The following is an 11,211-nucleotide window of genomic DNA, read 5'->3' on the forward strand; positions in this document are numbered from 1 at the left end:
GAATCTTGCGCGGAGGGCCGGCATTTGAGTATCCTGGGCGCACGGGACGTGGACAGCCTGGCGGCGGCGCCCGGTGCACGGGATGGACCGGTCGGCGTCGGGAGCGCCGGGCGGGGAAATCGCGTTTCGGCGCCGGGCAGGCCCCGGAGCCCCGTCCAACGGTCCCCCTTCGGGAGAGAGCATCCATGGTCGAACCAAGCGTGGAGCAGAAATCGAAGCAGGCGACGGTCTTCCCCGTGCTGCCGCTCCGGAACACCCTCCTGTTTCCCGAGATGATCATTCCTCTGGCGGTGGGACGCGAACGCTCCCTCAAGGCCGTGGAACAGGCCACCCGCGGGGAGGGCTTCCTGCTCATCCTCAGCCAGAAGGACGGGGACGTGGAGGAGCCGGCGGCCGAGGACCTCTACACCGTGGGCGTCATCGCGAAGATCCTGAGGCTCATGCGCGTGGCGCCCAACAACCTGTCGGTGATCGTGAGCGGCCAGAGCAAGGTCCGCGTGGAGGAGTTCACCTCCACCGACCCGTTCTTCGAGGCGCGGGTCGCCTATCTCGAGGACCAGCCCGGCGAGCCCCTCGAGGTGGAGGCCCTCCAGAAGACCATTCTGGCCCAGTACGAGAAGCTGGCGGGCATCGTCCCCTCCATCCCCCAAGAGATGGTGGCCGCCCTCCAGCGTTACGACCAGCCCAACCGGGTGGTGGACACGATCGCCTTCAACCTGAACATCAGCCTCGCGGAAAAGCAGGCCATCCTCGAGGAGACCTCCGTGGTCCAGCGCTTGCGGATGCTCACGGGCGTCCTCGCCCGAGAGCTCCAGGTGGTGGAGCTCGGCAGCAAGATCCAGTCCGAAGTCATCGACAAGATGAACAAGGCTCAGCGCGACTACTTCCTCAAGGAGCAAATGAAGGCGATCCAGAAGGAACTCGGCGAGGGTGACGACCGGAGCCGGGAGATCGAGGAGCTCAAAGCGCGCATCGCCAAGGCCAAGATGCCGAAGGATGTGGAGCCGGTGGCGCTGAAGGAGGTGGAGAGGCTGGCCATGATGCACCCCTCCGCCGCCGAGTACACCGTTTCGAGGACCTACCTGGACTGGCTCATCGAATTGCCCTGGAGCAAGAGCACCAAGGACCGCCTGGACGTGAAGCGCGCCCAGCGGTGCCTCGACGAAGACCACTACGGGCTCCAGAAGGTGAAGGACCGCATCGTCGAATACCTGGCCGTTCAGCAGCTCAAGAAGGACATGAAAGGTCCCATCCTTTGCCTGGTGGGTCCTCCGGGCGTGGGCAAAACGAGCCTCGGCCGGTCGGTGGCGCGCTCCCTCGGGCGAAAGTTCGTCCGGATGAGCCTCGGCGGCATCCGGGACGAGGCGGAGATCCGGGGCCACCGGCGGACCTACGTGGGCGCCCTGCCGGGACGGATCATCCAGGGCATGCGAAAGGCCGGGACCCACAACCCCGTCTTCATGCTCGACGAGCTGGACAAGGTGGGCATGGACTTCCGGGGAGATCCGACCTCCGCGCTCCTCGAGGTCCTCGACCCGGAGCAGAATTTCTCTTTCTCCGACCACTACCTCGAGGTGCCCTTCGACCTCTCCAAGGTCATGTTCATCGCCACGGCCAACATCCTGGACACGATCTCCCAGCCCCTGCTGGACCGCACGGAGGTGATCCGGCTTCCCGGATACACCGAGGAGGAGAAGCTTCACATCGCCAAGGACCACCTCCTGCCGAGGGTGCTGGACAACCACGGCCTCAAGCGCTCGCAGATCCGCTTCGAGGACGGGGCCATCCGGAAAATCATCACGGAATACACCCGCGAGGCCGGCGTGCGGAACCTGGAGCGTCAGATGTCGACGGTCTGCCGCAAGGTGGCCAAGGAGCGCGTGAGCGGACGCCTGAAGTCCGTCACGATCACGACCGAGACCCTCAAGACCTACCTCGGTCCCCAGCAGGTCTTCCTGGAGACGCGCGAGCGCATCGACCGCCCCGGAGTGGCCACGGGGCTGGCGTGGACACCCGTGGGGGGAGACATTCTCTTCATCGAATCCACGGCCATGCGGGGACGGGGGACGCTGACGCTGACGGGCCAGCTCGGCGACGTCATGAAGGAATCGGCGGTGGCGGCTCTCTCCTGGATCCGGTCCCAGGCCGGCGACCTGAACATTCCGGAATCACGCTTCTCCAAGCAGGACATCCACGTCCACGTCCCCCAGGGGGCCATCCCGAAGGACGGTCCCTCCGCCGGCGTCGCCCTCGCGACCTCCATGGTGTCACTCCTGACGGGCCGCGTGGTGCGGGACGACCTGGCGATGACCGGCGAGATCACCCTGACCGGTAAGGTCCTGCCGGTGGGGGGCATCAAGGAGAAGGTCCTGGCGGCCAAGCGGGCGGGCTTGAGCGAGGTGATTCTCCCCGAGAAAAACGCCAACGACCTGGAGGACCTCACGGAGGAGGCCAAGGAGGGGATGACCTTCCACTTCGTTCGGGAGATCTCCGAGGTCCTGGCCCGGGCGATCCGTCCCTCCGGTTCGGGAAGGAGGAGACCCGGGGCGAAACGGGGCGCCTCCGTCAGGCGTGGGCGGAAGTGAGGGCCGACCCTCCGCCCTGCGCGGACGAAGGCCACCGAAACAGGTAGGTCTGGCCCTGGAAGGTGGCCCGGGCCACGGAGCCTGCCTCCACGAGTCTTTCCACAAGATCCCAACCGATTCCCGTCGGGGCGAGGGCCTGTCTCAGGACGGACTCGGTGTACGGGCGCCGGCCAAGGAGGTCCATGAGCCTCGACTGCCCGGGGCCCAGGGAGGGATCCGGGCCCGCGTCGGCGGGGAGCAGTAGCCTTACCCCTTCCACCGAGTCTCTCAGCGCGAGGAAGGCGGCCACCACCGTCTCCGGGGAAGGTGGCAGCGCCCGCGAGCCGCACGCCTCGGGCCGAGGGAACGAAAGATAGGCCCGGACGGGCCTGAGGTGCCGCAGAAGCCTGGCCAGTTCGGCCACCTGCTCGGCGTCGTCGTTGATGTCCTGCACGAGCGTGGTCTCGGTTACGAGGGTTCCGGGGAACTCCTTGGAGAAAGCCAGCGTCCCCTGGATCATTCTGGAGAGGTGCAGGGAACCGTGGGGGCGTCCCAGCGCCAGCCAGGTCTCCTGGCGAGTGGCCTCCACGCGGAGGCAGACCCAGTCCGCCTGGGCCACGGCGAGGCGGATCTGCGGGCGGTCCAGGAGGGTCCCGTTGGTGAACAGGGCGACCCGGCGTTCCAGTCCCCTCAGCCGCCGGAGGGTTTCCGGAAGCGAGGCGTCCAAGGTGCATTCCCCCTCGGGCCGGATAGCCAGGGCGTCGATGCGGCACCCCGACCGCTCCGCGTGGTGGATGCGGCGGGCCACGACCTCCGCGAGGTCCGCCGGTTCGTACCCGCAGTCCACGGGCTCGGGGACGGTGTCCGGAAGGGCCGCGGTTTCGCAGTGGAGGCAGGAGAGCGTGCAGGTCCCCGGCGGGACCTGCTGGATCAGCAGGACGAGGCCGAGCCGCCTGGAAAGAACCGGTCCCAAGATGCGCATCGGTGGTCCTCGCGTTCGTCCGGCTCCCCTTCCGGGAGTCCTGGACTCCTCACAACTCGCAAAATGTCTGCCGAACCGGAGGTTCCCGCGGTCCGGACGGCGCGCACGGCTGTAAGTCTTCGTGAAGACGGGCGTTTCGAGGACCAGGGCGCGACCCGTTGGCGGGGCCGTGGCCAGGACGCGCCGGCGAAGGTGGAACGAAAAAGTTACGAATTATTCACGAGGAGGTGACACGGGGGAGCCCCGGCCCTTTCACCCGATCTCGCAACCTTCGCAGAGGGGGAGCTGATCGAGCCGGCCTTCCGAGTAGAGCCTGCGGATGGTCCACGCCTTGGGGGAGTTCCAGACGTCGCGGAGGGTGGAGTTCTGGATGTTGCCAAGAACCATCTTGCGGGTGTAATCGGTGCAGCAGAGGACCAGGTCCCCGTTGAAAAGCAGGTACGCCTGCTTGAACAGGCGCGTGCAGTGGGCGTACGGCCGGAGAGGGCGGCCCGGGGGGGCGAGTTCCTGGGCGGTGGCGATGAGGCGCCCCCGGTTCTCCAGAGGCGTCCATTTGCTTTCCACTCCTTTGGACCTCCAGAAGGCGACGGCTTTCTCCGCATCGATGCGGTTGGTCTGCACCATGGTCACCACGATGGAGAAGCGGGAGCGGCCGCCCTTTCGCTTCCACTTCTCCACCAGGCCCAGGACGTTCTCGAGCGTCCTTTCGAAGACCAGGCTCCCTCGCATGGTGGACTCGTACGCCGCCTTCTCCACGCCCTGGAAGGAGATGTAGAGGGAGTGCAGGGCGTCCATGGCCAGAAGTCGGTCGGCCACGTCGGGCGTGAGGCGGCTGCCGTTGGTCGTGAGGACCACCTTGGCGCCGGGGGCCCGTTCACGGATGAAGGCGAGCTTGTCCAGGAGGGTCGGATCGAGGAAGGGTTCGTTCATGAGGTAAGGCGAAATCCGCCGGACCCCGTGGGCCGCGGCCTCCTCGATGACCCGCTCAAACATCTCCTGCGACATGGACCCCTTGGGCTGGCTCTCCACGGTGAGGGGGTAGGGACAGAAGACGCAGGCCCCGTTGCAGCCGGTCACGGTCTGGATCTGGATCGTCCGGGGAAAATCGGGCGCCCGCCGCCGCGTGGCCGACCTCCAGATCCTCCGGGCCAGCCCGTCCTCGGGCATGGGCACGTAGTAGGAGGTTTTCAGCCTATGGACCCAACCCACGCGGCACCTCTCCTTGGTGGTACGGAGCCTGCACGAACCAAAGGGGATGATACCCTCAAAGGGCCGGCGCGGGAAAGGCCGAAAAGCGCGATTTCCGGACGCGAAAACCGGTCAGGCGGAGCCCATCTCCTCCAGAATGGCGGCGCACGCGGCACCCGGGTCCGGAGCCGCCGTGACGGGCCGGCCGACCACGAGGAAGTCGGCCCCGGCCTCCACGGCCCCCCTCGGCGTGGCGATGCGCTTCTGGTCCTGGAGGTCGGCGCCCGCGGGGCGGATCCCGGGGCACACCGTCAGGAAATCCCGCCCGCAGGCCTCCTTCACGGCGGCCGCCTCGTGAACCGAGCAGACCACGCCGTCCAGCCCGCCGGCTTGACCCACCCGGGCCAGGCGAAGAGCCGCTTCGCGTGGCGTTCCCCCGTACCCCACGGCCGCCACGTCCTCGGCGTTCAGGCTCGTGAGGATCGTGACGCCCACCACGGTCGGGCGAGGAAGACCGAGGGTGGCGGCCTCGGACTCCGCCCCGGAGCGCGCCGCCGCGCACATGGCCACGCCTCCCGAGCAGTGGACGTTGAACAGGGCCGCGCCCGTGCGGGCCAGGACGCGGGAGGCGGCGCCCACCGTGTTCGGGATGTCGTGATACTTGACGTCCGCGAAGACCCGGAACCCCCGGTCCGAAAGGTCCCTCACGATCCCCAGGCCGAAGGCCGAGAGGGCCTCCAGCCCCACCTTCATCCAGACAGGTTGTCCCGAGAGCGCCGCCACGAGCCGGTCCAGGGCCGACCGGTCCTTCAGGTCGAGCGCGACGATCAGTTGCGCCTTCATCCGATTCGCTCCTCCCTCCCCGCGGTCCGGGTCCCTCATTCGTGGCACCTCGGCATGGGCGCGCCGTCCTGGACGGCCCCCACGAGGTCCGCGACGTCTCCGATCCCGTGCCGCTCGCAATAGGCGGCGATGCCCTCCAGGATCGCGTAGGGGCACGCCGGATCCACGAAAAGGGCCGTCCCCACCTGGAAGGCGGCGGCCCCCGCGAGGAGGAATTCGAGGGCGTCGGCGGCGGTGGCGATCCCGCCGATGCCCACCACGGGGATCCTCACGGCTCGCGAGGCCTGGTACACCACGCGCACGGCCACGGGCTTGAGGGCCGGACCCGAGAGGCCGCCGATCTTGTTGGAGATCCGGAAGGCGCGGCGCTCCACGTCGATGGCCATGGCGGGCATGGTGTTGATGCAGGTGAGGGCGTCGGCGCCGGCCTCCTCGGCGGCCCGAGCTACGGCCGCCACGTCGGCCACGTTGGGGCTCAGCTTCACCCACAGGGGTTTGGAGGTGGCCTTCCGGCACGCCTCGGTCACGCGGCGGACCGAGGCGGGGTCGGTCCCGAACTGGATGCCCCCTTCCTGGATGTTGGGGCAGGAGATGTTCATTTCGAGGGCGCTCAGGCAAGCCTCCCCGTCCAGCATCCGGGCGGCCTGCACGTACTCGTCCACGCTGTGGCCGTAGAAGTTCGCGACGAAGGCCGTGCGGCGGGACCGGAGCTGGGGGGCCTTGTCCCTCAGGAAGGCCTCCACCCCCACGTTCTGGAGACCGATGGCGTTGATCATGCCTCCCTGGGTTTCCCAGATCCGGGGCGGGGGGTTGCCCTCGCTTCCCTTAACGGAGAGGCCCTTCAAACAGACCCCTCCCAGCCGCTCCAGGTCCAGGTAGGGCTCCATGTCGAGCCCGTACCCGCAGCAGCCTGAGGCCAGAAGGAGGGGGTTCTTGAGGCGCAAGGCGCCCAGCGAGACGGAGAGGTTCACGCCCATCGCACCACCTCCCCTTCGAAGACCGGACCTTCGGCGCAGACCCGCTCGTACGCCCTCCTTCCGTTCCGCTCCACGGGCACCACGCACCCGAGGCACACGCCGTAGCCGCACCCCATGCGCGCTTCGAGGCTGAGGTAGGAGGGGACCCTTCCGTCGCAGAGGGCCTGGACGGCCTTGAGCATTCCCTCGGGCCCGCAAGCGTACACGGTGGAACACTCCGCCAGGCGTTCGCGGAGGGGCTCCGTCACCAGGCCGCGAAGGCCGAGGCTGCCGTCTTCGGTGGTCAGCACGGGGTCCACGCCCGCCCTGGCGAGGTCCTCCAGGCAGAGCAGGTCTGCCGCCGTCCTGGCCCCCTGGAAGAAGCGAAAGGGGAGCGCCCGCTCGGCCAGGCGCGCGGCCAGGTAAACCATGGGCGGCACCCCCACGCCTCCGCCCACCAACGCGGCCGGCGCGGCCCCCGGCGGCGGAAGGGGAAAGGGCCGGCCCAGGGGGCCCAGGCCGAAGACCTTCGCCCCCGGCTCGAGGGAGCACAGGCGGCGCGTGCCCTCACCGACCTCCTTGACGAGGAACCGGACCGTTCCGTCCTCCGCGTCCTCCCCGAGGATCGATATGGGACGTCCGAGGAGCGGGTCCGCCCCCCAATCACCCCGAAGCATGTAGAACTGGCCCGGCTGAGAAGCCGCCACCTCTCCTTGGAGGGTGAGGGTCGAGTACGGTCCCGTGCGGTCGTTGTCCACCACGCGGTAGGTGCGGAGCGCCATGTAACCTCCCGTGCCCAGTATACTCCAGGGCGGTCCGGCGGCCGCCCCCCTCCGGCAAGCCCCCCGTGTGGTACAATCCACAAACTTGGCCTCACGGTGCATCGGAACCCCGCGGCGGGGCCGCGGCGTGTCAGAAACCAGGAGGGAGACGCTCATGGGCCGGAAAGCGCGCGTGGCGATCAATGGGTACGGGGTCATCGGAAAGCGGGTGGCGGACGCGGTGCGTCTCCAGCCGGACATGGAGCTGGTGGGTGTCTCGGACGTCACGGGCGATTACCGCGTGCAGGTGGCGGAGGTCCACGGCATCCAGGTGTACGCCATGACCGAGGAGTACCGGGAATCCATGCAGAGCGCGGGCGTCCGCGTGAAGGGGCTCCTGACGGACCTGCTTCAGAAGGTGGATGTGGTGGTGGATTGCACCCCCCGGTCCGTGGCGGCCAAGAACAAGGTCGTTTACGACGACTTCAAGGTGAAGTCCATCTTCCAGGGGGCCGAGAAGCACGCCCTCACGGGGCATTCCTTCGTGGCCCAGGCCAACTACGAGACCGCCCTCGGCCGTTCCTCCACCCGCGTGGTCTCCTGCAACACGACGTCGATCGTGCGGACCCTCGGGGCCCTTCAGAAGGCCGGGCTCGTGAAGAAGGGCTACGGAACCCTGGCCCGCCGCGCCGTGGATCCCTGGACCACCCACTCCAAGGGGATCATGAACACCATCGTCCCCGAACTCCACGTGCCCAGCCACCAGGCCCCCGATGCCCGCACCATCCTCCCCGACCTGAACGTCACCACCATGGCGATCCTCACTCCCCAGACCATCAGCCACTGCCACGTCTGGCAAATCGAGATGCCCCGGGCCGCCTCCCGGGACGAAGTGCTCGAGATCCTCATGAACACGCCCCGCCTGGCCTTCGTCCGCGCCGCCGACGGCGTCACGGCGCTCAACTGCAATGTGGAACTGGTCCATGATCTGGGGCGCTCCCGCGGGGACATGTGGGAGGTGGTGGTCTGGGAGGACATCCTGGATACGTGCGGAAACGAGCTCTATCTCTTCTACCAGGTCCACAACATGTCCATCGTGGTGCCGGAAAACGTGGACGCGATCCGGGCCCTCACGGGGATCCAGAAGGACGGGGCGAAGTCCATGGAGATCACGGACGGCACCATGGGCATCGTGAAGGACCTCCTCCGGTCGGGAAAGCGGGCCCTCCCGCACCCCCTGGCCTGAAAGGGACGCGAGCCAGGCACGAAGGCCCGCCCCAGGGGGCGGGCCTTTTCTCATGTACGACGCGGGCACCGATTACGCGTCGGGCCCCGAGGCCCTTTCGGGCCGGCGCATGATGAAGCCCACGGCGAGCTTGGCCAGCCCCACGAAGGCCAGGAAGAGCCCCCAGATGGCCACCTTCTCGTCCACCCCCACGTAGAGGGCCACCGCCAGCCCGAGGCCGATGATGAGGATCTTGAGGCCTCCGTAAATTTCCCTCTCCCGCGGCGTTTGGTTGCAGCACCCTGCATGCCCGCCTCCATCCAGGGCCCCCAACCGTTCCAGGAGGGCCAGCCGCTCGCTCTCTGGGGTCTGGGGGCTGAGTCCCTTTTCGATGGCCGTCAGCCGCTCCTGGGTCTTCATCTGCTCGCGTTTGTACGCGAAAAAGAGCGTCATGGCGACGATGAGGGCGCTGCCCCCGAAGATGATGAAGAGAACGATGGGTCCTGACATGTCCATGGCAACCTCCTCACGCCCCCTTGGACGCGGCGGCGCGGTGTCCGGTTTCAGCGCGCGGCGAACCTCATGGGGGACAAGACGCGGAAACAGAAAACGGCGGAGAGAACGACCGTGAAGGCGGTGAGGCCCAGGAGGGGCGCGCCCCAGCTCTCCGAGAGCATGGCGCGCACCTGCATGGAAACCGGCTGGAGCCAGCGCAGGATGGGATCGGTGAAGGGGGCCGCCCACTCCAGGACGGCCGGAGGGAGCACCCGCTCCGCCAAGGTGGGGAAGACGATCCAGGCGAGGGCCAGGGCGGTCAGGAGCACCGCCGCCGTCACGCCCGCCTCCTCCAACGCCTGGCCCGGCCGGGCGAGGAACATTCCCCTGATCCGCGCGGCGGCCAGCACGTGGGCCCGCCGCTCCACGGGGAGGGACGGACGCTCGGTCCACTGGTGCGCCGTCCGGAGGAGACTCTCCGTGCGGAGCGCCAGGGAGCAGGCGGCACAGCCCTCGGCGTGGCGCGAGAGGGAGGGGGGAAGGGGCCCCGCTTCGGGCGCCTCGTCCATCAGACGAAGGAACTCTTCGCACGTCATGGCGCGCCTCCCAGTTGGAGAGCCACCTTCTCCCGGAGGGCCCGGCGGCCGCGGAAGAGAAGGGTCTTGACGGTGCCCTCGGGGACAGACAGGGCCTGGGCCACTTCCTCCACCGAGAGGTCGTCCCAGTAGAAGAGATGAAGGGCCTCTCGCTGGGCCCGCGGAAGGTCCGCCATGGCGGCCTCCAGGGCCATGCGGATCTGGGCGTCCTCCACGCGGCCGAGGGGAGTGCGAGGATCCGCCGCGACCCGGTAGGCCGGGTGCTCTTCCCCGCCCGTCTCCTCGGGGTCCCTGGCCCGCAGACGATCCGTCCAGACGTTGTGGGCGATGCGGTAGATCCAGGTCTTGAGACTGCTCCCGCCCCGGAAGGAGGGCAGGCCCTTGAGCACCTTGAGGAAGGTCTCCTGGCAGAGATCCTCGGCCGCGGACCGCTCCCCCGCCATCCGCCAGAGGAGTCCCAGTACGTACGGTTCGTAGTGCCGCATGATCGCGTCGAAGGCGCGGGGATCGCCCGAGAGATGGCGGCGGACCAACCCGTCCTCCCCCGGAAGCCTCTCCATGCCGCGCCCCTTTCCGACCCCTTGGACGGGGCGAGTCTACCACCGGTTTCACCGGCGTCGGGGAGGCGGCGGGATGTCAGGGCGCGGGGCAGTTCAGGACGTAGTCCATCACCTCGGAGAGGCGCGCCGTGGCCAGGGCGATGCAAGTGTCGGCCGCGCCGTAGTAGAGGGAGAGCCGGTCCGTGGCCGGATCGTGGACCCACCCGCAGGGAAAGACCACGTTGGGGACGTCTCCGGCGAGTTCGTAGGGTTCCCGGGGGCCGAAGACCCAGTCCTCGCTGCGCCGCAGGACGCGGCGGGGGTCCTCGAGGTCCAGCAGGGCCAGCCCGAGGCGGTAGATGGCCCCGGACACGGTGTTCCGGACCCCGTGGTAGCAGAGGAGCCACCCGTGGGGGGTCTCCAGGGGAGGCGGGCAGGTGCCGATGCGCGCGCTGTCCCACCAGGCTCCCTGGCGGCACTCGAGGAGGCGGGTGGGGTCGCCCCAGTGCTTCAGGTCCTCGGAGAAGGAGAGCCACACGTTGGCCTCCTGCCCCTTGGTCGTGGGGCGGTGGAGGAGGGCCCACTGTCCGCCGAACCGCTTGGGGAAGAGGGCCGCGTTCTTGTCGTCGGGCTGGCAGATGGGCCCGCGGCGCTCGAAGGTGCGGAAGTCCTTCGTGAGGGCCAGGGAAACGAGGGGCCCCCGGCTCGAGTAAGCCGTGTAGGTGACGGCCCACGCGCCGAGTTCTTCCAGGCGGGTGACGCGCGGGTCCTCGATGCCCCAGAGTTCCTCCGGATGGGCTGAGGGGTCGGGCAGAAAGGACGGTCCCTCGCAGGTCCAGCCCGACTCTCCGTCCAGGCTCCGCAGGACGGTGAGGTGGGAGATCCCCCTCAGGTCCTCCACCCGGGCCAGAAGGACCGTGGAGGCCCCCACCTTCGCCGCGCCCGCGTTGAAGATGGAGTTGGCGGGGTAGGGGAGGCTCGCCGTCGTCAGGATGGGGTTCCGGGGATGGCGGGTGAAGAGGTTCACGCCGAGCTTGTGGAAGCGGTCGCCGTTCATGGGGG

At 68.5% G+C, this 11,211-nt stretch carries 11 protein-coding genes; 2 read left to right on the plus strand and 9 right to left on the minus strand.

What is annotated here, in order from left to right; all coding sequences use genetic code 11:
* Positions 1-185: 185 nt before the first annotated feature.
* Positions 186-2,585: an endopeptidase La gene (lon, locus tag AB1824_11615; GenBank protein MEW5765612.1), complete on the plus strand. Its 2,400-nt coding sequence runs from the start codon at positions 186-188 to the stop codon at positions 2,583-2,585.
* Here the strand turns inward: lon and AB1824_11620 are convergent.
* The 5 genes from AB1824_11620 to AB1824_11640 all read right to left on the minus strand — a co-directional run bounded on the left by AB1824_11620 (position 2,566) and on the right by AB1824_11640 (position 7,315).
* Entirely contained in the window at positions 2,566-3,546 is a 981-nt protein-coding gene (locus AB1824_11620; GenBank protein ID MEW5765613.1) for a hypothetical protein, read from the minus strand. The genes lon and AB1824_11620 overlap by 20 nt on opposite strands.
* A gap of 252 nt (positions 3,547-3,798) precedes the next feature.
* Positions 3,799-4,755, minus strand: coding sequence for a radical SAM/SPASM domain-containing protein (locus tag AB1824_11625; protein ID MEW5765614.1), 957 nt, complete (start codon positions 4,753-4,755; stop codon positions 3,799-3,801).
* Between the two features lie 111 nt (positions 4,756-4,866).
* Positions 4,867-5,577 (minus strand): orotidine-5'-phosphate decarboxylase, encoded by a 711-nt coding sequence (gene pyrF, locus AB1824_11630; GenBank protein ID MEW5765615.1) that lies wholly within the window; start codon positions 5,575-5,577, stop codon positions 4,867-4,869.
* A gap of 35 nt (positions 5,578-5,612) precedes the next feature.
* Complete coding sequence (locus tag AB1824_11635; GenBank protein ID MEW5765616.1) at positions 5,613-6,554, minus strand: dihydroorotate dehydrogenase; 942 nt, start codon at positions 6,552-6,554, stop codon at positions 5,613-5,615.
* Complete coding sequence (locus tag AB1824_11640) at positions 6,545-7,315, minus strand: dihydroorotate dehydrogenase electron transfer subunit (protein MEW5765617.1); 771 nt, start codon at positions 7,313-7,315, stop codon at positions 6,545-6,547. The genes AB1824_11635 and AB1824_11640 overlap by 10 nt, the downstream gene beginning before the upstream one ends.
* 154 nt (positions 7,316-7,469) lie before the next feature.
* Between AB1824_11640 and AB1824_11645 the strand changes: the two genes are divergently transcribed.
* A complete protein-coding gene (locus AB1824_11645) occupies positions 7,470-8,540 on the plus strand; it encodes a type II glyceraldehyde-3-phosphate dehydrogenase (protein ID MEW5765618.1) in 1,071 nt (356 codons plus the stop codon).
* A 72-nt stretch (positions 8,541-8,612) separates the two neighbouring features.
* Here AB1824_11645 and AB1824_11650 read toward each other — a convergent pair whose 3' ends face one another.
* The 4 genes from AB1824_11650 to AB1824_11665 form a co-directional block, all read right to left on the minus strand.
* On the minus strand, positions 8,613-9,035 hold the full coding sequence (locus AB1824_11650; GenBank protein MEW5765619.1) for a DUF6249 domain-containing protein: 423 nt from the start codon (positions 9,033-9,035) through the stop codon (positions 8,613-8,615).
* Positions 9,036-9,082: 47 nt separating this feature from the next.
* Positions 9,083-9,610 carry a hypothetical protein gene (locus tag AB1824_11655; protein ID MEW5765620.1) on the minus strand — a complete coding sequence of 176 codons (528 nt, stop codon included), beginning with the start codon at positions 9,608-9,610 and terminating at the stop codon, positions 9,083-9,085.
* Positions 9,607-10,170, minus strand: coding sequence for a sigma-70 family RNA polymerase sigma factor (locus AB1824_11660; protein MEW5765621.1), 564 nt, complete (start codon positions 10,168-10,170; stop codon positions 9,607-9,609). The genes AB1824_11655 and AB1824_11660 overlap by 4 nt, the downstream gene beginning before the upstream one ends.
* A 76-nt stretch (positions 10,171-10,246) precedes the next feature.
* Positions 10,247-11,206: a glycosidase gene (locus AB1824_11665; protein MEW5765622.1), complete on the minus strand. Its 960-nt coding sequence runs from the start codon at positions 11,204-11,206 to the stop codon at positions 10,247-10,249.
* Positions 11,207-11,211: the final 5 nt, after the last annotated feature.

It is taken from the genome of Acidobacteriota bacterium, from assembly GCA_040752915.1.
In the GTDB taxonomy this organism is placed as follows: domain Bacteria; phylum Acidobacteriota; class UBA4820; order UBA4820; family DSQY01; genus JBFLVU01.

Coding starts and splice junctions, on each gene's coding strand:
- AB1824_11660 (MEW5765621.1), bottom strand. CDS start 10,170: ATGGAGAGGCTTCCGGGGGAGGACGGGTTGGTCCGCCGCCATCTCTCG.
- pyrF (MEW5765615.1), bottom strand. CDS start 5,577: ATGAAGGCGCAACTGATCGTCGCGCTCGACCTGAAGGACCGGTCGGCC.
- AB1824_11655 (MEW5765620.1), bottom strand. CDS start 9,610: ATGACGTGCGAAGAGTTCCTTCGTCTGATGGACGAGGCGCCCGAAGCG.
- AB1824_11620 (MEW5765613.1), bottom strand. CDS start 3,546: ATGCGCATCTTGGGACCGGTTCTTTCCAGGCGGCTCGGCCTCGTCCTG.
- AB1824_11645 (MEW5765618.1), top strand. CDS start 7,470: ATGGGCCGGAAAGCGCGCGTGGCGATCAATGGGTACGGGGTCATCGGA.
- AB1824_11665 (MEW5765622.1), bottom strand. CDS start 11,206: ATGAACGGCGACCGCTTCCACAAGCTCGGCGTGAACCTCTTCACCCGC.
- AB1824_11640 (MEW5765617.1), bottom strand. CDS start 7,315: ATGGCGCTCCGCACCTACCGCGTGGTGGACAACGACCGCACGGGACCG.
- lon (MEW5765612.1), top strand. CDS start 186: ATGGTCGAACCAAGCGTGGAGCAGAAATCGAAGCAGGCGACGGTCTTC.
- AB1824_11650 (MEW5765619.1), bottom strand. CDS start 9,035: ATGGACATGTCAGGACCCATCGTTCTCTTCATCATCTTCGGGGGCAGC.
- AB1824_11635 (MEW5765616.1), bottom strand. CDS start 6,554: ATGGGCGTGAACCTCTCCGTCTCGCTGGGCGCCTTGCGCCTCAAGAAC.